This window comes from Reyranella aquatilis, from assembly GCF_020880995.1.
GTDB classification, from domain to species: Bacteria; Pseudomonadota; Alphaproteobacteria; order Reyranellales; family Reyranellaceae; genus Reyranella; species Reyranella aquatilis.
The window spans coordinates 1-25,401 of record NZ_JAJISD010000002.1 but is presented as its reverse complement, the minus strand read 5'-3'; the positions used below and the strand labels follow the sequence as shown (position 1 = coordinate 25,401).

Annotated in this window: 29 protein-coding genes and 1 tRNA gene; 14 read left to right on the top strand and 16 right to left on the bottom strand. The window is 67.4% G+C overall.

The window, feature by feature from the left end:
- The first annotated feature begins 144 nt into the window (after nucleotides 1-144).
- Genes selA through selB form a run of 3 tightly spaced genes read left to right on the top strand, consistent with a single transcriptional unit; the run spans nucleotide 145 to nucleotide 4,125 of the window.
- Nucleotides 145-1,473: an L-seryl-tRNA(Sec) selenium transferase gene (gene selA / locus LJ725_RS05995; protein ID WP_230550145.1), complete on the top strand. Its 1,329-nt coding sequence runs from the start codon at nucleotides 145-147 to the stop codon at nucleotides 1,471-1,473.
- Nucleotides 1,457-2,230 (top strand): tetratricopeptide repeat protein, encoded by a 774-nt coding sequence (locus tag LJ725_RS05990; protein WP_230549732.1) that lies wholly within the window; start codon nucleotides 1,457-1,459, stop codon nucleotides 2,228-2,230. Before selA ends, LJ725_RS05990 begins: the two co-directional genes overlap by 17 nt.
- The gene (gene selB, locus LJ725_RS05985) at nucleotides 2,227-4,125 is read left to right on the top strand and encodes a selenocysteine-specific translation elongation factor (protein ID WP_230549731.1); all 1,899 of its coding nucleotides are present in this window, start codon (nucleotides 2,227-2,229) and stop codon (nucleotides 4,123-4,125) included. The genes LJ725_RS05990 and selB overlap by 4 nt, the downstream gene beginning before the upstream one ends.
- Here selB and LJ725_RS05980 read toward each other — a convergent pair.
- Complete coding sequence (locus LJ725_RS05980; protein ID WP_230549730.1) at nucleotides 4,115-4,465, bottom strand: VOC family protein; 351 nt, start codon at nucleotides 4,463-4,465, stop codon at nucleotides 4,115-4,117. The genes selB and LJ725_RS05980 overlap by 11 nt on opposite strands.
- 76 nt (nucleotides 4,466-4,541) lie before the next feature.
- Between LJ725_RS05980 and LJ725_RS05975 the strand changes: the two genes are divergently transcribed.
- The 8 genes from LJ725_RS05975 (at nucleotide 4,542) to mobB (ending at nucleotide 7,979) form a co-directional block, all read left to right on the top strand.
- Nucleotides 4,542-4,637 (top strand) — tRNA-Sec (locus LJ725_RS05975).
- Nucleotides 4,638-4,682: 45 nt separating this feature from the next.
- Nucleotides 4,683-5,033 carry a hypothetical protein gene (locus LJ725_RS05970; protein ID WP_230549729.1) on the top strand — a complete coding sequence of 117 codons (351 nt, stop codon included), beginning with the start codon at nucleotides 4,683-4,685 and terminating at the stop codon, nucleotides 5,031-5,033.
- A 10-nt stretch (nucleotides 5,034-5,043) separates the two neighbouring features.
- Complete coding sequence (locus tag LJ725_RS05965) at nucleotides 5,044-5,220, top strand: hypothetical protein (protein ID WP_230549728.1); 177 nt, start codon at nucleotides 5,044-5,046, stop codon at nucleotides 5,218-5,220.
- A 24-nt stretch (nucleotides 5,221-5,244) separates the two neighbouring features.
- The gene (locus LJ725_RS05960) at nucleotides 5,245-5,754 is read left to right on the top strand and encodes a DUF992 domain-containing protein (protein ID WP_230549727.1); all 510 of its coding nucleotides are present in this window, start codon (nucleotides 5,245-5,247) and stop codon (nucleotides 5,752-5,754) included.
- Between the two features lie 50 nt (nucleotides 5,755-5,804).
- Nucleotides 5,805-6,302 (top strand): hypothetical protein, encoded by a 498-nt coding sequence (locus tag LJ725_RS05955; RefSeq protein WP_230549726.1) that lies wholly within the window; start codon nucleotides 5,805-5,807, stop codon nucleotides 6,300-6,302.
- Nucleotides 6,303-6,310: 8 nt separating this feature from the next.
- Entirely contained in the window at nucleotides 6,311-6,682 is a 372-nt protein-coding gene (locus tag LJ725_RS05950) for a hypothetical protein (protein WP_230549725.1), read from the top strand.
- Nucleotides 6,679-7,479 (top strand): formate dehydrogenase accessory sulfurtransferase FdhD, encoded by an 801-nt coding sequence (gene fdhD / locus LJ725_RS05945; RefSeq protein WP_230549724.1) that lies wholly within the window; start codon nucleotides 6,679-6,681, stop codon nucleotides 7,477-7,479. The genes LJ725_RS05950 and fdhD overlap by 4 nt, the downstream gene beginning before the upstream one ends.
- Complete coding sequence (gene mobB / locus LJ725_RS05940) at nucleotides 7,476-7,979, top strand: molybdopterin-guanine dinucleotide biosynthesis protein B (RefSeq protein ID WP_408015721.1); 504 nt, start codon at nucleotides 7,476-7,478, stop codon at nucleotides 7,977-7,979. The genes fdhD and mobB overlap by 4 nt, the downstream gene beginning before the upstream one ends.
- Before the next feature lie 182 nt (nucleotides 7,980-8,161).
- On the opposite strand, the gene LJ725_RS05935 is transcribed toward mobB, so the two are convergent.
- The 5 genes from LJ725_RS05935 to LJ725_RS05915 all read right to left on the bottom strand — a co-directional run bounded on the left by LJ725_RS05935 (nucleotide 8,162) and on the right by LJ725_RS05915 (nucleotide 14,737).
- Nucleotides 8,162-9,391 carry a FecR family protein gene (locus LJ725_RS05935; RefSeq protein WP_230549723.1) on the bottom strand — a complete coding sequence of 410 codons (1,230 nt, stop codon included), beginning with the start codon at nucleotides 9,389-9,391 and terminating at the stop codon, nucleotides 8,162-8,164.
- A 19-nt stretch (nucleotides 9,392-9,410) separates the two neighbouring features.
- The gene (locus LJ725_RS05930) at nucleotides 9,411-10,757 is read right to left on the bottom strand and encodes a tetratricopeptide repeat protein (RefSeq protein ID WP_230549722.1); all 1,347 of its coding nucleotides are present in this window, start codon (nucleotides 10,755-10,757) and stop codon (nucleotides 9,411-9,413) included.
- Between the two features lie 87 nt (nucleotides 10,758-10,844).
- The gene (locus LJ725_RS05925) at nucleotides 10,845-11,840 is read right to left on the bottom strand and encodes a glycosyltransferase family 2 protein (RefSeq protein ID WP_230549721.1); all 996 of its coding nucleotides are present in this window, start codon (nucleotides 11,838-11,840) and stop codon (nucleotides 10,845-10,847) included.
- A complete protein-coding gene (locus LJ725_RS05920) occupies nucleotides 11,837-13,582 on the bottom strand; it encodes an IlvD/Edd family dehydratase (RefSeq protein WP_230549720.1) in 1,746 nt (581 codons plus the stop codon). The genes LJ725_RS05925 and LJ725_RS05920 overlap by 4 nt, the downstream gene beginning before the upstream one ends.
- Nucleotides 13,583-13,615: 33 nt before the next feature.
- Complete coding sequence (locus LJ725_RS05915) at nucleotides 13,616-14,737, bottom strand: FAD-dependent oxidoreductase (RefSeq protein ID WP_230549719.1); 1,122 nt, start codon at nucleotides 14,735-14,737, stop codon at nucleotides 13,616-13,618.
- Nucleotides 14,738-14,913: 176 nt separating this feature from the next.
- On the opposite strand from LJ725_RS05915, the gene LJ725_RS05910 reads away from it, so the two are divergent.
- A complete protein-coding gene (locus LJ725_RS05910) occupies nucleotides 14,914-15,504 on the top strand; it encodes a cysteine hydrolase family protein (RefSeq protein ID WP_289295865.1) in 591 nt (196 codons plus the stop codon).
- Nucleotides 15,505-15,559: 55 nt separating this feature from the next.
- Here the strand turns inward: LJ725_RS05910 and LJ725_RS05905 are convergent, their stop codons facing one another.
- Nucleotides 15,560-15,691 carry a Flp family type IVb pilin gene (locus tag LJ725_RS05905; protein WP_230549717.1) on the bottom strand — a complete coding sequence of 44 codons (132 nt, stop codon included), beginning with the start codon at nucleotides 15,689-15,691 and terminating at the stop codon, nucleotides 15,560-15,562.
- Nucleotides 15,692-15,875: 184 nt separating this feature from the next.
- Between LJ725_RS05905 and LJ725_RS05900 the strand changes: the two genes are divergently transcribed.
- Together LJ725_RS05900 and LJ725_RS05895 are read left to right on the top strand one after the other, a co-directional pair.
- Nucleotides 15,876-16,682 carry a universal stress protein gene (locus LJ725_RS05900; protein WP_230549716.1) on the top strand — a complete coding sequence of 269 codons (807 nt, stop codon included), beginning with the start codon at nucleotides 15,876-15,878 and terminating at the stop codon, nucleotides 16,680-16,682.
- A gap of 54 nt (nucleotides 16,683-16,736) precedes the next feature.
- Nucleotides 16,737-18,248, top strand: a complete 1,512-nt coding sequence (locus LJ725_RS05895) for a hypothetical protein (protein ID WP_230549715.1) — start codon at nucleotides 16,737-16,739, stop codon at nucleotides 18,246-18,248.
- On the opposite strand, the gene LJ725_RS05890 is transcribed toward LJ725_RS05895, so the two are convergent.
- The 9 genes from LJ725_RS05890 to LJ725_RS05850 form a co-directional block, all read right to left on the bottom strand.
- On the bottom strand, nucleotides 18,245-19,468 hold the full coding sequence (locus tag LJ725_RS05890) for an META domain-containing protein (RefSeq protein WP_230549714.1): 1,224 nt from the start codon (nucleotides 19,466-19,468) through the stop codon (nucleotides 18,245-18,247). The two genes, LJ725_RS05895 and LJ725_RS05890, sit on opposite strands and share 4 nt — an antisense overlap.
- Entirely contained in the window at nucleotides 19,465-20,508 is a 1,044-nt protein-coding gene (locus LJ725_RS05885; protein ID WP_230549713.1) for an AI-2E family transporter, read from the bottom strand. The genes LJ725_RS05890 and LJ725_RS05885 overlap by 4 nt, the downstream gene beginning before the upstream one ends.
- Before the next feature lie 63 nt (nucleotides 20,509-20,571).
- A complete protein-coding gene (locus LJ725_RS05880; RefSeq protein ID WP_230549712.1) occupies nucleotides 20,572-20,796 on the bottom strand; it encodes a hypothetical protein in 225 nt (74 codons plus the stop codon).
- 15 nt (nucleotides 20,797-20,811) lie between these two features.
- Nucleotides 20,812-21,513 carry an MORN repeat-containing protein gene (locus tag LJ725_RS05875; protein ID WP_230549711.1) on the bottom strand — a complete coding sequence of 234 codons (702 nt, stop codon included), beginning with the start codon at nucleotides 21,511-21,513 and terminating at the stop codon, nucleotides 20,812-20,814.
- A gap of 132 nt (nucleotides 21,514-21,645) precedes the next feature.
- Nucleotides 21,646-22,203: an MgtC/SapB family protein gene (locus LJ725_RS05870; protein WP_230549710.1), complete on the bottom strand. Its 558-nt coding sequence runs from the start codon at nucleotides 22,201-22,203 to the stop codon at nucleotides 21,646-21,648.
- A gap of 2 nt (nucleotides 22,204-22,205) precedes the next feature.
- Nucleotides 22,206-22,595: a PRC-barrel domain-containing protein gene (locus LJ725_RS05865; protein ID WP_230549709.1), complete on the bottom strand. Its 390-nt coding sequence runs from the start codon at nucleotides 22,593-22,595 to the stop codon at nucleotides 22,206-22,208.
- 87 nt (nucleotides 22,596-22,682) lie between these two features.
- Nucleotides 22,683-23,174 carry a hypothetical protein gene (locus LJ725_RS05860; protein ID WP_230549708.1) on the bottom strand — a complete coding sequence of 164 codons (492 nt, stop codon included), beginning with the start codon at nucleotides 23,172-23,174 and terminating at the stop codon, nucleotides 22,683-22,685.
- A gap of 74 nt (nucleotides 23,175-23,248) precedes the next feature.
- Nucleotides 23,249-24,535: an SGNH/GDSL hydrolase family protein gene (locus tag LJ725_RS05855; protein ID WP_230549707.1), complete on the bottom strand. Its 1,287-nt coding sequence runs from the start codon at nucleotides 24,533-24,535 to the stop codon at nucleotides 23,249-23,251.
- A complete protein-coding gene (locus LJ725_RS05850; RefSeq protein WP_230549706.1) occupies nucleotides 24,532-24,957 on the bottom strand; it encodes a DUF1036 domain-containing protein in 426 nt (141 codons plus the stop codon). Before LJ725_RS05850 ends, LJ725_RS05855 begins: the two co-directional genes overlap by 4 nt.
- Nucleotides 24,958-25,401: the final 444 nt, after the last annotated feature.

Here is a 25,401-nt window from a genome sequence, read left to right as displayed (position 1 = left end):
CCGCTCCATTGATCGCCCGCCGTGGCTGGTCCATCTTCGCATCCGGCGGATGACCGTCCGCCCAACTCCTGCAGGAAACGAACCGTGTCGCGTGCCGACCGCGCCGATGGCGCCTCCGAAGTCCGTCCCCCGTCGATCGACCGCATGGCCGGCTGGCCCTCCCTGGCGCCGCTGGTCGAGCGCGCCGGCCGTCCCCTCGTGATCGAGGCGCTGCGAACGTGGGTGGCCGAGAAGCGCGGCTCGGCCGAGGTCGCGGACGAGGCGGCGTGCGCGACCTGGTGTTCCGCCCGGCTCGCAAAATTCCTGCAGCCTTCGCAGCGGCGGGTGTTCAACCTCACCGGCACGGTGCTGCATACCAATCTTGGCCGCGCGGTGCTGGCGGAGGAAGCCATCGCGGCAGCGGTCGAGGCCATGCGCTCGCCGACCACGCTCGAATACGATCTGGAGGGCGGCGCGCGCGGCGAGCGCGACGATCACATCGCGCCCTGGCTGTGCCGCCTGACCGGCGCGGAGGGGTCCACCGCGGTGAACAACAATGCCGCGGCCGTGCTGCTGGTGTTGAGCGAGCTGGCCGCCGGCCGAGAGGTCATCGTCTCGCGGGGAGAGCTGATCGAGATCGGCGGCGCCTTCCGGATTCCCGACATCATGGCGCGCGCCGGCTGCCGGCTGGTCGAGGTCGGCACGACGAACCGCACGCATCTCAAGGACTATGCGGCAGCGATCGGTCCGGACACGGCCGCCATCATGAAGGTCCATCCCTCCAACTACGCGATCCAGGGCTTCACGAAATCCGTCGGGGCGGCGGAGCTGGTTCCGCTGGCGCGCGAGAAGGGCGTGACGCTGATCGAGGATCTCGGCAGCGGCACGCTGGCCGATCTAGAGACCTGGGGCCTGCCGCACGAGCCGACGGCGCGCGAGGCCGTCCAGTCGGGCGTCGATGTCGTCACCTTCTCCGGCGACAAGCTGCTCGGCGGCCCGCAGGCCGGCCTGATCGTCGGCCGCAAGCCGCTGATCCAGCGCATCGCCAGCAACCCCATGAAGCGCGCGCTGCGGCTCGACAAGGTCCGGCTCGCCGCCCTCGAAGCCACGTTGCGCCTCTATGCCGATCCCGCGCGTCTTGCTGAGCGCCTGCCCACGATCCGCAATCTCGCGCGGCCGGCGGCGGAAATCCGCGCGGTGGCCGAGCGGCTGCTGCCTGCCGTCCGCGGCGTGCTGGGGGAGCGGGCACAGGTCGGCGTCGTCGAGGTGCGCGGACAGATAGGATCGGGCGCACTGCCGGTCGATCTGCTGCCGTCCTTCGCGCTCGCGATCCGCGCGAAGGGTATCGACCGGATCGCCGACGGATTCCGTGCCCTGCCGATCCCGGTGATCGGGCGCATCGCCGACGCCACGCTGCATTTCGACCTTCGCACGCTCGACGACGAGGCGGCGTTCGTCGCCCAGCTGGACAGGCTCGATGTCGTGGCTGGCTAGGCTGCTCGATCGCAAGCCGCCGCCTGCCCAGCGGATGGCGGAGGCGCTGGCCGCCTGGAAGGAGGGCGACTACGGCGTCGCGCTCGACCTGTGGGCGCCGCTCGCGCACGAGGGCAATGCCCGGGCGCAGAGCAACATGGGCGCGGCGTTCCTCGAGGGCCGCGGCGTGGAGCAGGATCACGCCAAGGCGGTCGACTGGCTTCGCCGCGCGGCCGAACAGGGCGATGCCGGCGGACAGCGCAACCTGGCGCTTTGTCACTACGAGGGGTGGGGCGTGCCGCAGGATCATGCGGAAGCGGCGCGGCTGTACGAGTGCGCCGCCTTGCAGGGCGACGCCGATGCCCAGGACATGCTGTCGTGGATGAAGCTGCTGGGCGGCGGCTGCCCGCAGGATTACGTCGGCGCGCGCCAGTGGGCGGAGAAGGCCGCCGCCAACGGTCGCGCCGCGGCGATGGCGCGGCTGGGTGACATCCATCACAACGCGCTGGGCGTCGAGCGCGACGCCGATGCGGCGGCCCGCTGGTGGCAGCGGGCGGCGCGCCTCGGCCATCCCGAGGCGCAGGCGATGCTGGGTGCGGCCTATCTCGCAGGCAAGGGCGTGCCGCGCGACGTCGTGGAGGCGCTGCACTGGCTGCGGCGCGCGGAGATGAACGGCGCGGGCGAGCTCGCGGCCGGCTTCCTGAAGGAAGCGCGGGCGCACGCCAAGCCCTCGCAACGCGCCGAAGCCGAACGTCGCGCCGAGGAGCCGCTGGCATGATCGTCGGAACGGCGGGTCACATCGATCATGGCAAGACTTCGCTGGTGAAGGCCCTCACCGGCGTCGATGCCGATCGTCTCAAGGAAGAGAAGGCGCGCGGCATCACCATCGACCTCGGCTACGCCTACAGCGACCTGGGCGACGGCCGTCAGCTGGGCTTCGTCGACGTGCCCGGTCACGAGCGGTTCGTGCACAACATGCTGGCCGGCGCCACCGGCATCGATGCGGCGCTGCTCGTCGTGTCGGCGGCCGAAGGCATCAAGCCGCAGACGGTCGAGCATCTGCAGATCCTCGACCTGCTGGGCCTCGATCGCGGCCTCGTGGCGCTGACGAAGTGCGATCTCGTCAACGACGACGAGCTGCTGGATCGGATGGCCGAGGTCGAGACGCTGCTGTCCACAACCTCGCTGCGCGGGGCCGAGATCGTTCCTGTGTCGGCGGTGACCGGGCAGGGTGTGCAGGAACTCAAGGAAAAGCTCCTGGTTCTCGGCGAGAGCGGCAAGGGCGCGGCGGGCTTCGCACGGCTCGCAGTGGATCGCTGTTTCGTTCTCTCGGGCGCGGGCGTCGTCGTCACCGGCACCGTCCATGCCGGCGAGATCAGGGTCGACGACCGCCTGCTGCTGACGCCCTCCGGCATCGAGGCGCGGGTGCGCTCGTTGCACGCACAGAACCGGCCGGCGGAGATCGGGCGCGCGGGTGAGCGCTGCGCGCTCAATCTGGCGGGCCCCCGGCTTTCGAAGGATGCGATCCGGCGCGGCGACTGGGTCGTCAGTCCGGAGCTCCATGCGCCGACCGACCGGATCGACGTGCGGCTGAGCCTGCTTGCCTCGGAAGCCCAGGCGCTCAAGCACTGGTCGCCCGTGCACGTGCATCTTGGATCGGCTCATGTGATGGGCCGCGTGGCACTGCTGGAAGGTGAACGGCTGCAGCCCGGCGACAGCGGGCTGGCGCAGATCGTCCTCGACGAGAAGGTCGGCGCGCTGGCCGGCGACCGGGTGATCCTTCGCGATCCATCGGCCATCCGCACGATGGCCGGTGCAACGACGATCGACCCCTTCGGTCCGCCGCGCAACCGGCGCGCGGAGCGGCGCCTGCTGGAACTCGCGGCGCTCGTCGAGCCCGACGCCGATGTGCTGCCGCAGCTGCTGCGCCTCGACAGCGGCTTCGTCGATCTGGCGCGGTTCGGCCTGTCGCGCAATTTGAGGCCGGCCGAGGTGGAAAAGCTGCTCGAAGCGGCCAGCGGGGCGAGGCTGGAAGGGTTCGGCTTCCTCGCCGAAACCCTGGACGCGGCGAAGAAGGACATCGTCGAGACGCTCAAGACATTCCACGAAACGAAGCCCGACGCGCCGGGCCTGCAGGCCGAGCGCCTGCGGGTGACGCTGAAGCGTCGCTGGCCCGCCCCGGTTTTCAAGGCCCTGCTGGATCAGGCGATCCGCGCCAAGGCCGTGACCGTCGATGGCGCCTTCCTGCGCCTGCCCGGCCATTCGCTGAAGCTGGGATCGCGCGACGAGGCGCTGTGGCAGAAGATCCTGGCGGACATGACGCGCGACCGCTTCAAGCCGCCGCGCGTGCGTGACTTCGCCGAGACCTACGACGCGCCCGAGGCCGATACCCGCCGGCTGCTGCAACGTCTCGCCAAGCTGGGACGCATCGTCGAGGTGGCGCCCGACCATTACTTCCTGAGGCCCGTGGTGGCCGAGATGATCGGGATCGCCAACGATTTCGGCCGGGAGTTCACCGCGGCGGAGTTCCGCGACAAGCTCGACAACGGACGCAAGGTCGCGATCCAGATCCTGGAGTTCTTCGATCGCCACGGGATCACGATCCGCCGCGGCGACCTGCGCCGCGCCGTGCCGCAGAAGATCGGCCAGTACGGCCCGCCGCCTACGCCTTAGGTGCCGGCCCGCTCAGGCTCACCGGGGCGCCGTCCGGGCCGGTGAAGAGCGACAGCAGGAACCCATGCTCCTCGTGGGGTGGGCGGCCAATGTTCACGCCGCGCGCTTGAAGTTCGGCACGCTTCGCCGCGAGGTCGGGAACCCGCAGCCCGGGTTGCCATGTGCCCGCCGGATTGGAGGGCGAGGCTGGTTGAAGCGCCAGACGGGTGGTGCCGGTGTCGAACTCTGCCCATTCGGGTGTCTGGAACTTGAGTTTCAGGCCGACCGTGTCGCGCCAGAAGGCGACGGCCGCGGAAAGATCCGAGACGTTTCCGACGATGTATTTCAGCTCGATTGCCATGATCCTGATTCCCTTGGGAAAATTCAGCCTAGCACGGCAGGTGACAGGGGATTCATTCTGGTGAATCATCGGCCTTGGAGGGGAAGCGCTCCCGGTGGGGCGGCTGGCCTTCAAAGCCAGAGAGGGCCGTTAGGCGGTTCTTAGTGGGTTCGACTCCCACTCTCTTCCGCCATCTTTGCATGTCCTTCTTCCGTCGTCCCTGGAGTTCGGCCCCCTGATGCGTATCCTGATTGTCGCCGCCTTGTTGTCGTTGGCGGGCTGTTCGGCGAATTCCCAGTACTCGGAGCCCTGGACCGTGAAAGCCGTCGGCAAGACCTACGAGGCGCGGGATGCCTGCCTCCAGCGGGAAGCGGCGTCGCATGCGACCGGCACCGGAGACCCTGCGAGCATCGGGCGCACGATCAGCGCGAACTGCCAGGCCGAGACCAATGCGTTGATCGCCAGCAGCAACCCGCACAACGACCCGGTCGTTACAGCTGCGATCCGGCAGGATTCGGATTTCAGGGCGACGGGCTACGTGCTGAAGGCGCGCGGCCAGTATGGCGGCCAGGCCCGGATTGCGGACTGAAGGGGGTGTCGTGACGATCGAAAGCCAGACGCGCGACGACGCGAAGATCGCGCTCGCAGAGCTCATGATCCGGAAAGCGGGGCTCATCCGCACGGTCCGCCATGAGATGCACAAGCAGGGCGTTGTCTACTTCAACGGCCTGACCGAGATCCTCGATGCCATCGAGAGAGCGAAGAAGGAAGACTGACCTCCAACCGGAAAGGACTTCGACATGCTTCGATCCCTGCTGACGGCCGCCGCCGCAATGTTTCTGGTGAGCGCCGGGGGCGCGGCCCAGGCGCAGACCCCCGCCGCGCCCGGCACGCCCCAGGCGGCCGGCAAATCCGGCGCCAACGTGGGGTCGCTCACCTGCAAGGTGGCGGGCGGCATGGGCTTCATCTTCGGCTCCTCGAAGGACCTCGACTGCATCTTCGCGCGCACCGACGGTGTGGGGGAGAAGTACACCGGGGCGATCAAGCGCTACGGCGTCGACATCGGCTTCACCAAGGAATCGCAGATCGTCTGGCTCGTCTTCGCCCCTGGCAGTATCGCGCCGGGCGCGCTCACCGGCGGTTATGTCGGCGCGACGGCCCAGGCGACGGTGGGCGGCGGTGTCGGTGCCAATGTGCTGGTCGGCGGCGGCAGCGGGCAGGTCACCCTGCAGCCGGTCAGCGTGGAGGGCAGCGTCGGCCTGAACGTCGCGGCCGGCGTCGCCGAGGTTGAGCTGAAGTACGCCAAGTAGCGGCGCGGGAGAGGCTTGCGGCGGTCCGGCCGGTCGGGTCAACTGGCGGGATGCCGGCTGCCACAGACTCCCTGATCGCCCGTCTCCAGGCGGACTGCACCGCGGCCGAAACGGCCGAACGACAGGTGCGTGCCTCCGTCGATGCCCAGATCCGTGAGGCGGAGCGGGCGCGCACCTTCGCCTGGCGCCGTCTCAGCGCGCTGTCCGACATGGCGCGCGTCGCGGCACTGGAACCGGATCGGGAACTGGCCGTAGAGCGGCAGCTCGAGGCTTTGTTCCGCGATATCGGTTGGATCGAGAACGGGCTTTCCGAGCTGGGGGAAGGGGCGCGGCCGCTTCTCGACTGGCTGCGGCCGATCGCGGAGGCGCTGCATGCCGATGCCCATCCCGTCGAGCCCGCCGAAGGCGAGGCGGCGGAGCCGCCGGTCATCGCCGATCCCATTGCTGCCTTCCGTGCCTTCGAGGCCTGGTACGAGGCCGAGCGCGGCGAGCCGTTCCTGCAGGTCTTCGACCGCTACGTGCCGCCCACGCCCGTGGTCGAATTCTAGGGCGTTCGATGAAATCCGACTTCGAGCACTGGCTCGCGGCGCAGTTCGCCGAGACCGGCCCCTTCACGCTTTTCATCCTGCTGGTGCGCATCACGCCCAGCAATGCCGTGCCCTTGAAGTCGAGCTATGCCCATCTGATCGGCGACGAGATGACCTGGCCGGAGATGCGTGGCCTGCTGGATAGCGCGCGTACGCCCTGGGACGGTGTCGCGTTCTTCGTGGGGCTGGGGCACGAAGGCGGCCCGCTGCCCGATCCGGTCGCGGCCCGGCGACTGAAGGATGTGGAGGCCGACGTGAAGGCCGATCCGCTGACGCTCAATCGTGGCCTCTTCTTCGATCGCGAGGGCCGTCATCTGCGGATCGACGAGGCTGCGGGATGAGTCGGGACGGAACGGTGCGCCGGACGGCCCGCCGCCTGACGGCCGGCGGCAGCCAGTCGCTGGAGGAGGCGGTGGCCGAGGAAGTCGCCGTGGCGCTGGTTTACAACGGTATCAGTCACGCGGTGATGATGGCGACGCCGTGCGATCTCGAGGATTTCGCGCGCGGCTTTTCCCTCACCGAGCGGATCGTGGAGAAAGCCTCGGAAATCTACGACATCGAAGCCGAGCCGATGGGCCGCGGCATCGAAGTGCGCCTCGAGATCGCCGCGCAGCGCTTGGCCGGCCTGCAGGAGCGGCGGCGCAGCCTCGCCGGCCGCACCGGCTGCGGCCTCTGCGGGGTCGACAGCCTCGACGCCGCGCTGCGGACGGTGCCAAGCGTGGCGCAACCCCGGCCCGTGTCGCGGCTCTCGATCGAGCGGGCAATGGCGGCGCTGCCGGCGCAGCAGCGGCTCAACCGGGCGAGCGGGGCGCTGCATGCCGCCGCCTGGGCCGCACCGGATGGCGGGCTGGTCTCCGTGCGCGAGGATGTCGGCCGGCACAACGCGCTCGACAAGCTGGCGGGTGCCCTTGCGCGAAGCGACGCGGCCGCTGCCGGCGGTTTCGTGGTCGTGACGAGCCGTTGTTCCTACGAGATGGTGCAGAAGGCCGCCGCCATCGGCGCCTCGGCCATCGCGGCCGTCTCCGCCCCGACCTCGCTCGCGATCGAGACGGCGGAGCAGGCGGGCATTGCCCTGGTGGCGTTCGTGCGTGAGGGGCGCCTGACCGCCTATGCCTGTGCCGACCGGATTGCGGCGTGAGCGATTATGACGTGACCGGGCAGCGGGTCTTCGGCGTCACCGGCTGGAAGAATGCCGGCAAGACGACCCTGACGGAGCGTCTGGTGGCGGAGTTCGTGCGCCGCGGCTGGCGTGTGTCGACCGTCAAGCACGCCCACCACGACATCGACATCGACCAGCCCGGTACTGATTCCTGGCGACATCGCGCCGCCGGGGCGGGGGAGGTGGCCCTGGTCGGGGGCCGGCGCTACGCCATCTTGTGCGAGACGCCCGAGCCGTCCATTGCCGACGTTCTGGCGCGCCTCTCGCCGTCGGATCTCGTTCTGATCGAAGGCTACAAGAACGAGCCGCACCTCAAGATCGAGGTGCGTGCCTCCGATGATGCCAAGCCTCTGGCGCCGGGCGATCCCGCCATCGTGGCGATCGCGTCCGACGTTCGGCCGCACGATGCCGCGCTGCCCTGGTTCCGTCGCGACGACATCGCTGCCATCGCTGACTTCATCGCGACGAAAGTCGGCTAGAGCCGTTCCAGGTCACATTGACCCACCGACCTCATCCTGAGCGGCCTCAGGCCGCGTCTCGAAGGATGGGCAACAGGCAAGGTGCGCGTTCCCACCCTTCGAGACGCATCGCTGCGCGATGCTCCTCAGGGTGAGGTCGTTGTTTGAATGTTCGGCTTGATTCAATCTCGCCCAGAAGCGCTCTAGGGAGTCTTCTGTCCGGCGAAAGCGCCGCCGGCCTGATAGTTCGGGCCGTTGACCGCGAAGGTGCCGGCCTGGTTCGTCGGGAACGTTCCCTGGCCCACGAAGGCACCGTTCATCGTCATCGTGCGGCCGGGCGTGGCGGGCGTGGTCGTCGGCATCGTGGCCTGGAAGCCGGAATTGCCGACGCGGGTCGTGGTGCCGCTGTAGGTACTGTTGTTGAAGTTGGCCGTGGTGTTGCCGGTGCCGGTATTCATCGACCAGATCTGCTGATAGGTGCCGGTTCCGAACGAGGTATTGCCGTTGTTGTTCACCAGGCCGCCCATCACGCCGCTGTAGGTGATCGTCTGCTGCATCGGCGTCGACTGGGAGACGATCCTGTCGGGCAAGGTCGGCAGATTCGACGGCGCCGTTTCGGTCGCGTTGCTGATGGCGTTGGTGACGATGTTGCTGGGATTGACGTTGCGCGGACCCGGCCCGCTGCCGAAGCGGTTGCCCAGCGTGTTCCCCGAGCCCTGGCCCGAGTTGGCGTTCGAGAAGCCCGAATTCTGGGCCGACTGATCGGCGCCGCCGCCCTGCTGGCCGCCCCGGCCGCCTTCGAGCTGGCCCAGGGTTGCCGTCAGCGTGCCCGGCGGCACGGCGCCCGGCCGCCCGGGCTGCCCGCCCAGCAGCGTCGTCACCTGGAAACCCGGACGGGTCACGACTTCGAGCTGGCCGCCGGCGCCGACGCTCATGCTGATGCCGAAGACGAAGACGGACGTGGTCGAGCGCTGCTCGACGTTGAAGAGGCTGATGCCGCCACGAATGCCGATGGTGCTCGATGGCGTCGTGACCGTGATGGCGTTGGTCTTGCTGATCTTGCCGCCGACCAGGCGGAAGACCCCCTTGCTCGCATTGATGGCGAGATCGCCCGTCTTTGTGGTGGGATCGTAGACGAACTTGTCGATAGTGATCTGGGCGTTGGGCCCGACCGACAGGGACGTGCCGTCGAGGAACATCAGGTGGGCGCGGTCGTTGGCCGACGTGGTGATCAATTCGTTGGCCTGCACGTCGATGCCGACGCGCAGCACGCGCTCGGCTTCGGCCGGCGGCTTGCCGCGCGGATCGCCGTCCGTCGCCGAGGTCACGCCGACCTTGGCATGGGCGATGGCCGGGAGCAGGGCGGATGAGCCTGCGGCGAGCAGGGCCGCCGTCAACAGGGACAGGTTCACGCCGGGAAGTCTGAAGGCCACTGTGTTCTCCTGGGCGGCGCTAGAAGCGCCAGGTTACTCCGATGAGCGCACTGTTGTTGGTGAACGCGTAGTTGGGAATGTCCGACGACCGGACGAACCGTCCGCCCGAAACCGTGAACATCGTCCGCTGGTCGAACGGGATCGACAGAGTAAGGTTCAGGATCGTGTCGATTTGTTGTCGGGTAACGGTCGGATCCACGACGGCGTCCGGCTGGTCATAGTACCACCACTGGACGTTGCCGAACAGGCTGATGCTCCACGGCAGCTCGCTCTTGAAAAGCGGGTCGGTGAAGGAGAAGGACATGCCGCCCCCGACACCGTAGAGCATGTAGTTCTGCCAGGGCGTGCTGTCGGTCTGGTAACGCTGGAGGTTGCCGTTCGCGTAGAGCATCACGGCCTGATTCACCGCGTACTGGAACGTCGAGTTGGCCGAGTACTCCACGCCGGTGAACTGGTTGTTGGTCGGGATGTACCAGGTGTTCTGGTACATCTGCCGCCGCCACACGAAGTTCGTGGTGTTCCGCAGCTTGTCCGACAGGAGGGTGCCGACCTCGAGCCCCGAACCGAAGCTGCCGTAGTAAGGGACGTCGTTGACCCAGATGTAACCCACCGTACCGAAGGGTTTCAGCGTCACGTCCTCGAAGATGCCGTTAAAGGCCTTGAAGCGCGGGCCCGACGTCAGGTCGAGGATCGACACGTTGGCCGCCTGGATCTGGAACTGCCGGTTGAGGTAGCCCGAGAGCTGGGTTTCGAGCTGCGCCGGGTTGTTCTGGCCGAGGTCGTAGATATGGCGCAGGAAGCCCGACGTCACCGCACCCCAGTCGGCCGTTCCCAGCGCCGTCTGGTTGAGGTTGGCCGTCTGTCCGAACAGGCGCACGCTCGAGGTCGGCGGGCCGAGATTGGCGTTCGACTGGTAACGCATGCCGGCGAAGATCTCGCCCGTGAAACGCGACTTGGTGAGGCGCTTCTCGGATTCCGCCAGGAACTGCTCGGCGCGCGCCTTCACGTCCGGCGGAAGCGAGGCTGACTTGAGCGTGACCTCGAAATAGCTGCGGGCCACCTCGAAGGAGCCCAGCCTGTAGTACAGCACGCCCAGTTCGAGGCGGACGCGCGGCAGGTCCGGGTCGACCAGCAACATGCGCTCGAGCGCGGAAATCGCGCCTTCGAGGTCGCCGGTCTTCGAGGCGATGGTCGCGAACTTGAAGAGGACGTCGAGATCCGAGGGATTCTTCAGCATTTCCTGGAAGGCGGCATCGTACTCCGCTTCCAGTTCGGGCGAGACGGCCTGCGTCTGCTGCGCGATCGCCGGGCGCACACCGACGATCGTCGCCGACAGGGCGGCGGCCAGCAGAGCGAAGACGCTCACGCAAAGTCCTAGCCTGCTCACCAGATTCTCCCCCGAGTCCCGCAGCCTGCGGGCATCTCTTCGATGCAGAATGAGGCAGGATTTTTTCTAGATCAACCAACTCCGGATGGTATGCGCCAATCCGACGATGGGACCTGCGCGCGCGGCTCGCATTCGCAACACCATCCGTCGATACTGCCGATCGCCGAGCGCCGTTGTGAAACGCTCCTCATCGCGCAACATTGCATCGAGCATGCGATCTAGCATCGTCGAATAGGTGCTACCCCAGTTCCGACTCGAAAGATGCAGTCGTCCACCCAGCACGGGATTGTCGGCGGCGCCGTTGCGGCCGTGAAGGCGATAGGAATAGAGCGCCTCGTCGATCAGCAGCGATCCCGCCACCATCTGCGCCATGACGACGACGTAGAAGTCCATGTGGAGCCGGAACACCTCGTCGTCGGCTGGGAAGACGAGATTGATCAGGGACCGCCTGAACATCATCGAGGAGGTGCTGACCCAGACCCAATGGACCACGCGCTTGGTGTACAGCCTGTAAGGCGTGCTGCCTTGCCATCTGGCTGTGCCTTGCGTGGTGTCCAGCGTTGGCACCCGGGTGGCATCGATCGGAACGAACGACTTGTCGCGATCGGCGCGGGCGCGATCCTGGCCGAACCAGTAGAAGCCACCGGCGATCAACTTGCCCTGTCCGTCGATCACCCGCGCGTTGCAGGCCGTGAAACCCACCGCGTAGCTCTCATTCAGATGTGCGGCGAGATGGCGCTCGAGAAAATCCGGATTCCACAGGTCGTCGGAATCGAGGAAGCAGACGAACGTCGCATTCGTTTCCGCGAGGCCGCGCCGCGTGGCGCCGGTCTGTCCGACGTTCTTGTCGAGACGGACCAGCCGGAAACGCGGGTCCGCCAGTTCGTCCAGCGTGTGCTGCACGACCGTAGCCGAATCGTCGGTCGAAGCGTCGTCGACGATCACGCATTCGAAGTCGCGCAGCGTCTGGTGCGCGACGGAGCGCACGGCGTCGGCGATGTAGTCACGGCAGTTGAAGCACGTGACGACGACCGAGATCGACGGAAGCCTGGCGTCGGTCACTTTTCCGGTCCGAGAAAGTCGAAGTCGACACCTTCGTCGGCCTGCAGCACGGTCTTGAAGAACAGGCCGGTGTAGCCGCGGCCACTGCCAGGATGCGCGGGCGGCGCCTTCCAGATCTTCCGGCGGGCCGCCAGGGTCTTCGCGTCGACGTGCAGTTCCAGCTTGCGCTTCGGGACATCGAGCGTGATCCGGTCGCCCGTCTTCACCAGCGCGAGCGGCCCGCCGACGGCGGCCTCGGGCGCGACATGCAGCACGATGGTGCCGAACGCCGTGCCGCTCATGCGCGCGTCGGAGATGCGGATCATGTCCTTCACGCCGGCACGCGCGAGCTTCATGGGGATGGGGAAGGAGCCCGCCTCGGGCATGCCCGGCGCGCCCTTCGGACCGGCATTGCGCAGCACGAGGATGTCGTCGGCTTTCACATCCAGGTTGGGATCGTCGCCGCGCGCGGCGAGATCCTCCAGCGATTCGAACACCACGGCGCGGCCAGTGTGGGTCATCAATGACGGCGAGGCGGCGGCGTGCTTGATGACGGCGCCGCGCGGCGCGAGGTTGCCGCGCAGCACGGCCATGCCGCCGGTCGGCTTGATCGGATTGGCCGGCGTGCGGATCACGGTCTGACCCGGCACCATTTCGGCCGCATCGATCACCTGCTTGAGCGTCTTGCCGGCGACCGTCCGGCACTTCTCGTCGAGGTTCTTGCGGATCTCCTTCATCAGGCGCGAATTGCCGCCGGCCCAATGGAAGTGCTCCATGTAGTGGTCGCCCGATGGCTTGAGGTCGACCAGCACCGGCACGTTGCGGCCGATCTCGTCGAACTCCTCCAGTTCGATCTCGATGCCGAGGCGCCGCGCCACTGCGGTGAGATGCACCAGCGCGTTGGTCGAGCCGCCGATCGCCTGCAGCACGGTGAGCGCGTTGCGGAAGGCCGCCTTTGTCATGATCTCGCTGGGCCTGGGACCCTGCTTCACGGCCATTTCGGCCGCGAGCCGGCCGGTCTGCTCGGCGATGCGCAGCCGGTCCGAGTGCGTCGCGGGAATCGAGCCGCTCGTGGGGAGGCCCATGCCCAGCGTCTCGACGATGCAGCCCATGGTGCTGGCGGTGCCCATCACCATGCAGGTGCCCTTGGTCGGCGCCAGACGCTCGCTCACCTGCTCGATGTCGGATTCGGAGAAGGTGCCGGCGCGATACTGGCCCCACAGGCGACGGCAATCGGTGCAGGCGCCCAGCACCTCGCCCTTGAAATGGCCGACCAGCATCGGTCCCACCGGCAGCACGACGGCAGGGCGGTCCGCGCTCGCGGCGGCCATCAGCTGGGCCGGCAGCGTCTTGTCGCAGCCGCCGATCAGCACGACCGAATCCATCGGCTGCGCGCGGATCATCTCCTCGGTGTCCATCGACATGAGGTTGCGCAGGAACATGCTGGTCGGATGGGAGAAGCTCTCGTGGATCGACACGGTCGGGAAGACCATGGGCAGCGCGCCGGCCAGCATGACGCCGCGCTTCACCGCCTCGATCAGGTCCGGCACGTTGCCGTGACAGGGATTGTAGTCGGAGAAGGTGTTGGTGATGCCCACGATCGGCCGGTCGAGCGCATCGTCGGAATAGCCGCCGGCCTTGATGAAGGCCTTGCGCAGGAACAGCGAGAAGCCGGCGTCGCCGTAGGTGGCGAGGCCCTGGCGCAGGCCGGTCTCCTTCTTCGATGCGGTCTTCGACTTAGCGCTGCGTTTGGCGGATGCCATGTCGGTTTCTCTCCCGGAATTCACTGCATTTTGTCAGGTCGGCCCATCGCCGGCCAGACCGGCCGCCCAGCGCGCATGCGCCGCGGCGTCGCGACCCTCGGCGATCGTCCGGGCCAGTTCGAGGCCCATCACCGCGCCGAACTTGAAGCCGTGGCCGGAGCAGGGCGATATCACCCAGCCCTTGCCGCCCTGCTTCTCGACGACGAAACGCTCGTCGTCGGTCACGCTGTAGAAGCAGACCTTCAGGTTGCGGATCTTCCAGCGATCGAAGCCCCGCAGCAGGCTGCCGCAGCGGTCGAGCAGGGCACGCATCTCATCCGGTGCCGCGTCACGCGCTGCCGTCGGATCGCCGGTGCGGCTGAACTCGTGGTCGCCGACCTTCATGCCGCGTCCGCGCACGGGAGGGACGAGATACAGACCGACATCGCCTGTCTTCTCGATGATCATCGGTCCCTTTGCCCAGGGCAGGCGCTGGTCCTCCGGCAGATCGAAATAGATCACGACTTGCCGGGAGGGCACGACACGTCCGGCCAGGTCGGGTACGAGGCGCGAGGCCCAGGCGCCGGCGGCCACCACGACGACGTCGGCGGCGTGCGTTGTGCCGAGGTCGGTGGCGACGCGCCCATGCTCGAGGTCCACTGACCGGATGGGCACGCCGGCATGCAGCTTCACGCGCGGTTGGGCACTCAGATGCGACGCGAGTGCCGACACGATGTCCTGCGCCAGCAGAACGCCGCCCGTCTCGATCCAGAAGGCACGCTCCAGCCCCTTGGTGTCGAGCAGGGGAAAGCGACGAGGCAGCTCTTCCATCGACAGTTCGGTCATCGGCCTGCCGATCGAAGCGAGGGTGGCTGCGGAATTCTGCGCCCAGTCGGCGCCGTTGCCCGACAGCGCCAGCGTCCCGGTCGGTTCATGCAGGGTCTGGCCGAGGTCGTTCCATAGCAGATCCCAGGCCGCATAGGCTTCGTCGATCATGCGCGCGTAGCCCGCATGCGTTCCATAGGGGTGGCGGATCAGCCGGTGCTCGTCCATCGACGAGGCGAGCGGGTTGGGAAGAGGCCCCTGTTCGAACAACTCGACGTCGTGTCCCTGGCGCGCGAGTCCCCACGCCGTCGCCAGGCCCATGATGCCGCCGCCGATGATGATCGTCTTCATGGTTTCATCCCTACCGTAGTCGAGACCGTCCGGTAATGGACATTGCGACGCCGGTGAATCGGTGTCGCCTCCAGGGGGCTTCCAGACTCCCCCCTCGAAGGTATTGCAAATCGGGCTGCCTTCGGCGTTGATATGCTCGAGGCTTGTACAACCGTATTTTTGTCGAAGGAATGAATATGGCGATGACCATGCTGCAGATGGCCGGCGCGCAACCGACGCCGGCCACCATGGCCGACGGGATCCTGCTGATCATCGATGCACAACGCGAATACACCGATGGCATGCTGCCACTCACGGGCGTGCAACCGGCCGTGAACGCTCTCGCGGTCCTGCTCGAGAAGGCCCGCAAGGTGGGGGCGCCGGTCGTCCATGTGCGTCACCAGTCCAAGGGCAAGGCGTTCAATCCGAGTTCGACAGGCTACGAAATCGTCAAGGAACTGACGCCCCGCGAGGGCGAGACGATCATCGACAAGGGCCTGCCCAATTCGTTCGCGGGCACGGACCTCGCCACCAGGCTTGCCGCGATCGGCCGCAAGAACCTGATCGTCGGCGGCTTCATGACCCACATGTGCGTTTCGGCGACCGTCCGCGCAGCGACGGATCATGGGTACATGTGCACGATCGCGGCCGATACGGTGGCGACGCGCGACCTGCCCGATGCGACGGGCGGGGGCACGATCGGCGCGGATGAGATCAACCGGATCACGCTGGCCGCGCTGTCGGACCGCTTCGCGTGGATCGTTCCCTCGGCCGGCCAGATCGTCTGATCGCCGCGGTGGCGGCCCGTCGGCGTGCGATGCGCGCCGACACCGGTTCGGTGCGCTAGAGGGTTCTGCCGCCGACGGTGCTGATGGCCGTGACCGCCGCAATGGCGATCAGCGATGCGATAAGAGTGTATTCGATCGCGGTAGCGGCCTTGTCGTCCGTCAGCAGGCGGCGAAAAAACGACAGCATGCATAACTCCAGGGCAGGAAATGCTTGGGGGCCGTTCGCCGGCCCGCCTTCGATCGCGGCATCAACAAACCCGTTCAACGTATTGGACTGAAACACCCATTCAATGTGAGAATTGTATCAAGTACATCCCGGCGCGCGCGGGCCCGATCCTCGTGGTATCGTCGGACGAAGAGGAGGGCGCGTCATGAAGTCCATTCTGACCATGGCCTGGACGGCGGAAGATCCGTCGGCATTCGATCTGGCGGCCAAAATCGCGCGCACCTTCGGGGCGCGCCTGATCGGGCTCGAGCCGCCTTCCTATGGTGTCATGAGCATGGCGTGGGCCGATGCCGGCATGGGTGCCCCGATCGGCGGCGGCCTGGCCGAGGACGCCGAGGAGCGTCAGAGGGTCGCTGCGGTGAAGCAGGCCTTCGATCAGCGCGCGGCCGGCCTCGTCTCCGAATGGCGTTCCGCCGACGACAGCGGCCCCACCGCGATCGGAACCATCGGACGCGCCTACGATCTGATCGTGCTGCCGCAGCCGGGCGCTCTGCCCAAGATGCCGGAAAGCGTTTTCGAGACCGCCTTGTTCGACTCCGGCCGCCCGGTCCTCGTCGTGCCACCCGGCTTCACGGGCATGGTCGGCAAGCGGATCCTGTTCGCCTGGAACGGCTCGACGGAAAGTGCGCGCGCCATCTCGCTCGCCATGCCCGTTCTCAGCGGGGCCGAGACCATCGAGGTGCTGAGCGTCGAGGGAGCCATGGTGCCGGGCCCGACCTCGGCGGAGATCGCGGAATCGCTCAAGAGTCATGGTTTGAACGTGACCGGCCAGCATGTGAAGCCGGGCAGCAAGACCGCGGGGCAGACGATCATCGATCGCGCGCAGGCGCTGGGCGCCGACCTCATCGTGAAGGGCGCCTACACCCAGAGCCGGCTGCGTCAGATGATCTTCGGCGGCGTCACGCGCGACCTCATCCTGTCGTCGCCGCTGCCGGTGCTCTTCTCGTACTGATCCAGACAATCCGCCGCCGGTTTTCCGGCCGGCGGTCGTGCTAGAACGCGCCGCATGACGGCTGGTTCGACCGCCTCCGAATCCTACTGGGGCCGCACGCTGGCGCTCGTCGCGGTCCTGCTGGTCGCGTGCGGAGCGCTGGCGTTCGGCTTGTTGCATGAGACGCGCGGCGTCCCCGTCGGACCGACGATCGCCGAGAAACTCGTGAACCTGCGTGCCGAGCGGGCCGAGTTGCAGGCCCGCGCCGACGGCATGGCGCGGATCGAACTGCTCGCGTCCCTTCGCGCCGCCAGCCTCCTGTTCGATGCGCTGGCCGCCCGGTACGAGCCCGAGCGGGAACAGCCCTACGACGGGCTGCCGCCCCGCCGCCGCGAGATGTTCGACAGGCTGGAAGCGGTCAATGCGGCTTTGCGGGCGGCGCTCGACCGCCCGGGCGCGCCGGGCCGCGCGATGGCGGTCAACCAGGCCGCCGTTGGCATCCCGGCCGATCTCGAACGGCTCGCCTCGCATGACCAGGCACCGGTCATCCTCTCGTACACGCCGCATATCCTCACGCCGCGGCGGATGACCGGCGAACTCACGCTGTTGTCCGAGGCTGGAGCGGCCGTGCCGACGGACGGAGCCGCGCGCGACGGCGCCGCCGCCGGCCCCGTCGGCGGAGACTCCCCCGGCGGCATGGTGCCCCGGTTCGCGCCGAGCTTCGCCGTACCTGTCGCCGAAGACCCCGTCGTCGAGATCGACATCGTGGGCCTGCGCCTGACGGCCGGCCCCGCACCGCCCGTCCTGACGATGGGGCCGTGGCGCGGGGAGGCGGAGGTGCTGCCCGAGCGCCTGCGCTTCAGGCTGCCGCGGAGCGCATTCCCGACCGACATCGCGCGCGCCAAACTGGCGGCGGGGTCGCTCTTCGTGCGTCATGCCAGCCACACGCAGGTATTCCAGCTCCTCTTTCTTTCGCTGCCGGAGAAACCGGGCTCTTTCGCCTTCGACCAGAAGGTGAGGAGCATGACGTCTGAATCCAACACGCTGGTGTCGCCCGAGATCCTGGCGCGGGCACCGGTCGGCGAGACCCGCACGGTCAGGCGCTGCTTCGATCCGCCGCCCGGCTGGCGTTTCGACATGGACCGCCGACGGGTCGTTATCGTCGAGCGGCTGGGCTGGCTCGACGACATTCCCGACGAGACGATGAACGGCGGCGGCGTCGACTTCGTGCGCGAGGATGCGCCCGGACAGATCTGCATCTCCGTGGTGGCCAAGCCCGTGACCAAGGCCGCGCGCAGCGCCACGATCGGCCGTTTCGAGGCGACGCTGGTACGCGACCGCCCGGTCGACGGTGTCGTGAAGAGCGGCATCCGGGCGCTCGACTGGAACGAAGCCGTGAGCGTTCCGATCGATCCGACGATGATCGAGTGGAAGCTCTATCTCCGCCTGTTCGGAGACGTCGATCGTGAGTTCGACGGCCAGGCCCAGGGGAGCGCGGCACTTCCGGAGATTCCGTTCCTGCGGATCACCATCGACGACAAGAGCCTGACGCTGCGGGCCGATCCCACGGCCGTCCCGGCGCCCTAGCGCCCACGCGCCTCAAGGCGCATGCGCCGTTTGCCGGTTGCGTCGATGAGGTCGAGCGTCGTGCCGGAGATCTGTGCCGTCCTCACAGCCGTCAGCGCCTCGACGAAGCTCTTCTCGATCTCGGCCTCCGTCGGCGGGCACGCCATCAGTGTCATCGGCCCGGGGACGAACCGCAGCCCATCGGGATCGAGGACGAAGTCGCCGGCCAGGGTGTTGCAACCCGTGGAGGCGGTAAACCGGCCGGCATCGTCGAGACGCATGAGCGGTCGGCGCCGCCATTCAGTGAAGGTCGGCCGGGTGCCATCGAGTTCGACCAGGCGCCATTCGGTGTCGCGCAGCGCCGATCCACGGAAGACCAGGGCAGGGCAGGCACCGTCGCGCTTCAGCGTGAGGAAGCGATCCACCGTGATCGAGTTGTTGTTGTCGAACCCACCGATGATCTCGACATAGAGGCTCGCCTCGCGCGAAGGGGTGGCTTCGACCCAGGCCTTTTCGAGTTCCGGCTCCGCGCCGCCGGGCGCCACACCGTAGGTGCGTCCGACCAGACAGGCGGTGAAGAGGCCACCATCCTGGGCGTCGCGATACATGCCGGCCAGCCGGAACTTGCCGTCGATCGGATCGGTCTTCTCGGTACGCCGGAGTTCGGTACCGTCGTCGGCAACCAGTTTGTCGACGCTTAGTTCGCGGAAGGCGCGGCGGCTGTTGTCGATTCCCCTTAAGACCATCCGGACACCGCCCTCCACCTCCTGTGCCCACTGGCCGACGTCGAGCACCGGCTCGGCCGCTCCCTCGCGCCTGTCGCGCAGTCGGAACGTGCCGTCGGGGAACAGCGTCACCGTGAGAGTGCCGCCGGCATAGGTGCGGGGCGGCTCGCCGGGGCGGCCGGCGGCGTGACAGCGCATGGAGCGTCCGGCGGCGGTCAGCGTCGCCTCGCGGCCGCGGCCACGCAACTCGTAGTAGGAATCGGAATAAGCGAAGCCCGAGCCCGACGGTGCACGCGACAATTCGATGTCGGGCTGGCCCGGCATGCGCAGGGTGGCGAGTTCACCATCGTTGGAAAAGGTCGATGCGAAATCAATGCCTCCAGGGCACGAGTACAGGACCTCGCCCCGCGGCGTGGGCATCGGCGGCGGCGTGGGCGGCTGGCTGGGCGAAGGCACCTGGGCGGAGGCAGTGCCCGCAGCCATCAGGAGGACGAGGAGCAGAACCGTTCGTTTCATGGCGTCGACTCCGGGATGCGGCCGTCAGCGGACAGCAGCACGGCGACCGGCCGGGTCGCCTCGAACTGTGCAAGGACGATCAGGGCCACCACCATGATGGGCACGCACAGGAACATGCCGACCACGCCCCAGATCGTGCCCCAGACGATCAGGGACACGATCACCACCAGCGGCGAGAGGTTGAGCGAGCGTCCCATGATCGCGGGCTCGATGACGTTGGCCGTGATCACCTGGATGGAGCCGAACACCAGCAGCACGATCAGGAAGGGCGTGAGGTTGTCGAACTGGATCAGCGTGAGGAGCGCCGGCGCGACGATGGCGAGGATCGAGCCGACGGTCGGGATGTAATAGAAGAAGAACACCATCACCGCCCAGAAGCCTGCGAAGTCGACCCCGACCGAGGACATGACGACGTAGGCGAGCGCGGAGGTGACCGTCGCCAGTGTGGTCTTGATGCGGATGTAGAGGCGGATTTCACGGTCGATGCGGGCCAGGACGGCGCGCACGCGAGCTTCCTGACCGTCGCCGTGGAAGATGGCGGCGAGCTTGCTCCGGAAGTGGACCTGCTCGACGAAGAGAAAGAGCGTGTAGATCAGGATGAGACCGGCGACGCTCACCACCGAGGCGGCGGCGGTCGCGACGCTGCCCAGCGTGTCGGCCAGGCTGATGCGCGCCACCAGCTCGGAAAGGGTCGGCGCCTGTTCGATGCCGGCCATGCGCGTGCCTTGTTCGATCAGGTGGGTGAGCCTCGCTTCATAGGTCGGCACCGCGGCGACGACGGCCTGCACGTTGCGGCCGATCGTTCGCCCGACGATCCAGAACAACCCGCCGATGGCGACGACAGCGAGAAGCAGGGCGAGCGGCTGGGGTAGCCGCAGTCTGCCCAGCCGCGGCTGCGCGAGCGTGTCGGCCAGCGAATCGACCATGTACCAGAGCACGATGCCGAGCACGAACGGCAGCAGGAGACCGCGCCCGGCGACGAGCAGGAAGATCGTCGCGGCGATAACCACGGCCCACAGTGCGGCACGTTGCAACGTCATGGTGGTACTATAGGCGCAGTCGCCGGACGTGGGGAGATGTCGGGCGCGTCCGCGACGTCGATGTCAGCCGCGACCGAGCATCGCCCTGCCGCGTTCGGTCAGTTCGACGCGGTGCTCGCCCGCTTCGCCACCATACTGGCGGATCAGCCCATCGGCGCGGGCATCCTCCCAGACGGGGAAGCGCGGGCAGGAGCTCTGCCAGGCCTCCAGCACGTCTTCGCGACGGCGGGGCCGGGCGGCCACCCATTCGAGGAACTGGATCATCATCAGCTCGGGGCTGGCTGACATAGGGGCCCTCCGGTCCTACTGGAAGCCACAGGACGCGGCGGTTGCGCCGACGGTGGCCCAGCGCTGGTTGTCGCGGAAGCAGCCGTTGACCCACATGCCGCTGAAGACCTGCCCGTCGGGACCGCCTGATTTCGTGCCCCAGCCGTTGGCCTGATCGTTCATCCATTCGCCTTCGTAGCGCGAGCCGTTCGCCCAGACGCGCAGGCCACGGCCCTGCATCTTGCCATTCACGAATTCGCCCTCGTAGCGTCCGCCGTCGGTGAACATGATGATGCCACGGCCCGTGCGCTGATTGTCGCGGAAGTCGCCGATGTAGCGATTGCCGTTGGGCCAGACATACATGCCGTGGCCCTGCGGCCGGCCCTCGCGGAACTCCGCGGTCAGCTTCGCGCCGCTCGGAAAGACGTAGGTGCCCTTGCCGTCGCGCTCGCCGGCCTTGAACTCGCCTTCGTAGCGCGCCTTGTTGGCGTAGGTGAGCTTGCCCTGGCCCTCGTAGAGGCCGTCCTTCATCTCGCCTTCATAACGATCCGTGGGAATGCCGCCCTTGTACCACTGCAGGACACCCTTGCCCTGGGCAAGGTCGTAATCGCACGCACCCGACCAGCTGATGCTGATATTGGGTTCGGCGTTCATCATCACCACGCCGCAGCCCGTCTTGGGATCCTTCACTTCGTCGCTGGCCGCCGGCGGCTGGCCGGGCGTCGGGAGGGTGGGCAACTGCCGCGGAATCGGCGCCGTCCCGAGTTCTGGAACCGGCCTCGACGTCTGCGCCATCGCAGGAAGGCCGGCGCCGAAGGCGACGGCAAAGAGCAGGGATCGGAAGACGACGGACCGCATGGCCGGCGTAGGTTAGCACCGGTCTTCGGTATCGTCCTTTGCCTTGTGGGACGACCGCGCCTCCCGGCGCTCGCGCTGATGAGCGCGCTTGTCCGCGGCAATCCCGAGTTTCACCTCGAAGGAATGAAGCAGCCCCATCACGACCAGGATCAGGAAAGTCCCGAGCCCGGCGATCTGCCAGAGGCCGAAGCCGCAGGAGAGACCGACGGCTCCTGCCAGCCACATCCCCGCTCCCGTGGTGAGCCCCTGCACCTCGCCGCGCGTGAACAGGATCGACCCTGCGGCCAGAAACGCCACGCCGGCCGTCACCGCCTCCACCGCGCGGAGCGGATCGCTCACCGTTTCGCGTCCGACGAAGGCGGTGGAATGGGCGATCTCGACCGTGAGGATTCCGAAGGTCGCTGCCGCCACGCAGATCAGGATATGGGTTCGCAGGCCGGCGGGTCGGGCGCGCCATTCGCGCTCAAAGCCGATCAACGCGCCGAGCAGCGCGGCAAACAGGAGCCGCGCCGCAATCACAGGAAAGGCGAGGAAGGTCGGGTGAGCGAACTCTTCCGTGAGAGCGCCCATCGTCAGGAGGCGTACTTGAACTCGGGCAGCGACTTGAGGGAGTCCTTGGTGGCGCCGGGCAGGACGATCTTCTTGCCATCGGTCCGCATCTGCTCGTAGGGCAGGGCAACGAGCTTGTCGCCCACGCCGAGGAAACCACCGACCGAGAGGACGACGAAGGGCGCCTTACCGTCCGGTCCGACGATGATCTCGTCGACCTTGCCGACGGTGTCTCCGGCCTCGTTCACGACGCTCGAGCCGATGACCTTGCTGGCGCGATACCCCGTCGAGACCTTCATGACGTCGACCTTCACCAGCTGGACGGTCTGTGGGGTTCCCTGAGCCAGCACGATGACGGGCGTGGCGAGAGCGGCGGCGGTGGCGATCGTGGCGGTGAGGAGAAGCGTGCGCATGCGGGGACTCCATTGGGAAAGGGACCTCCTCAACGGGCGTGGTGCCTCTTCGTTCCCGGGCATGTTGCAGCCCGACGATCCGTGACGTCAGTGAAGTGTGGAATGAGGGGCGGTGAGAGAGCGGCGCCACAGGGTGCCCGCGCGGCCGACGAGATATCCCGCGCAGGCGGCGACCGCGCCGGTGGCGCCGGGTTCCACGAACGGGATCGCCGGTCCGGCGAGCGCGGCCGCGAACGCCGCGACGAGGAAAGCGGCCATCCCGCACGCGGCCCACAGTCCGTCGCGCCCGTTGGGCAGGCGGAGGCGGGAGTACATTCGATCGAGTTGCAGTGTCAGGAAAAGGCCACGGATGACCCCGGCCGCCGTCCCGCCGGCCAGGCCTGCGAGCCAGAGAACCGGTTGCCGGTCGGCGGGCGACTGCATCGCGAGCAGCAGCAGCGCCGTCACGAGCGCAAAGGGAAGGCCGGCGAAGAGCTGGCCGGGGCTCAGCGAACGTCCGCGCGCCTCTCTCTGCAGCAGGTAGATCGTGGCACCGGCGGCAAGGGCTGCGATCAGGTGGAGGATGTTGGGTGTCGGCACGGCATGGAAACTAGACCGCGGTCCATTACGTCTGGCTGACGTCCAACGGTTCTTCGCTCTGGCCGTCCTCGAATTCACCGTGGTGCAGGTGTGCTTGCACACGCGCGCCCGACGGCGGGCGCGATCGCCTCGGCGAACTTGCGTGAGCCGCTCGCCTTGAAATGCCCGACATCGCCGAAGTCTTCCGGCGCCAGCGCATCGCCGGGGACGTCGATGTATGTGTCGCCCAGCCGCTCGGCCTCTCGCTTGAGGATGCCGTTCAGCCAGTCGATCATGGCTGGAATCTCGGTGTCACGGACGAACGGGAGCCATCCCTCCATCTGGTCGTCCTTGAGGCCGGCCTTGTTCATGACCTGGCCGATCCAGACCGTGCGAATGCCCCGTCCGCGATTGATCGCGGAGATCGTTGCGATATTGCGGGCGTAGATCTTCTCCAGCGCCGGATCGGGTCCTTTGCCGCCATCGCTGCGGACCGGCGCCGGTGGGCGAACCGTGTCGAAGGCCAGGATGGCCAGCTTGCCCAGGAAGGACAGGATCGGCGAGACCGAGAGGGCGGGACCGTTGATACGCCGGGCGTCGAGGGCGTCGATCTGGCCGACCAGATGATTGGTGGCATAGGCCGGGTCGAGGTCGCGGACGTGGGCATTCCGGAGGTCGTTCCAGCCGATATAGTAGACCGCGCAGTTGGCCGGAACGCCGAAACTGTCCTGATAGAAGGCGGTCTGGATGACGTGCTCCGAGGTCGTATAGCCGCTCACGCCGTGGTTGATCACCGCGTAGCGGTCGGCGCCGAGCAGCCGTTCGAGGTGCTCGGCCCAGGTCTCGCCTTCGCGCGAGAGGATGTCGAGCGTCGTCGATCCGCCGATCAGGGCGACGACGGACTTGCTCCTGAGTTCCTGCGGATCGCGCTCGCGGCCGCGCCGCCGCTCCGCGTTCACGTAGGCCACCTCGCGGGTGCTGCGGGCCACTGCCGTCGGGACCTGGCGGACCTGCAGAAGCGGGTGCCAGTCGTAGTGGGGCCGCACATAGTCGCGGGCGAACAGTGTCTCCGAGGAGGAAAGCCGCAGCTTGTAGAGCAGGGCCGTGCCGAACCCGAGGCCGATCTCCAGCGCCGCCACCGACAGCAGGACCATGGTCAGCCGGGGAAGCCGGACGCAGACGATGGCGAGAAGAAGCAGTGCCGCGAGGTAGGTGAAGTACCAGAAGCGCGGCGAGTTGAAGTGGAACTCGTCCTTCAGGACCAGCCGCAACGCCACCGCGCCGACCACGAGCCCGAGGATGCAGGCCACCAGGACGCCGATCGTCCGTTCGAAGCGACGCGGGTGCGACAGACCGATATGGTCGAGGAGAAAGGCCTTCATGGCGTGAAATTGTGGGTCCAGCCGTTCTGGCGCCCGACGGAAACCTGTCTGAACAGGCGCCGCTGGTGGCTCGGGCCGCACGCGCCGGCCCGGATCGTGAACGCCTGAGGGGTGACGCAGGCGGGCACCGTTCCCCCCCATTCGCGCCCCGAAGCCTTGTCCTGGGCGTAGACGAGGTAATGATCGTACTGCAGCGGACCGCTCCAGAGGACCGTACAGGCGTTGGGCGGCAGCCTGTACCAGCCCTCCGAAATGACAATGCGACCCGTGCCGTCGCTGGCGCCGGTGTCCAGCGCCTTGGCCACTTCGATCTCTGCGGCGGTCAGATTGCAGACGCGGAAACCCTCGGGCCCGCGCGGCTGCGCCGCTGCACCGACCGCCCAGCCGGCAACGGCGAGCAGAACTGCTGAAGCAAATCTCATCGTCGCTGACCACCCCCGAGCGCCGATTCTGCGTCTTCCGAGAGGATGTTGCAATCAGATGGCGTGAAGAGACCGATTAAGAAACTGTGCCATCCGGCCCGTGGAGAGCCATTTTTGAAAAAGTCTTTTTGGGAAACTCTATCGATGGGGCGGCGGGCCTGTGAAAGTGTGGCTGAGGCGCCACAGTGCTGGCAACAATGAGCGCAACCAGCCTTAGTTTGTGGCGTGCCCGGGGGAGGCTCAGGTACATTCTCCCCGCTAACGCGAAGAATTTCTGCCCAGCCGCCTCGCGGTGGGCTGTGTAAGTAAAGGAGATATCTGATGAAGAAGGCTCTTCTGGCGGCCGCCGCCATCGTCGCGCTGCCTGTTGCGGCGCAGGCGCAGTCGCCGCAGCCGGGTCTGTACATTGGTGCCGAGGGCGGCATCAACTGGCTGACGAACTTC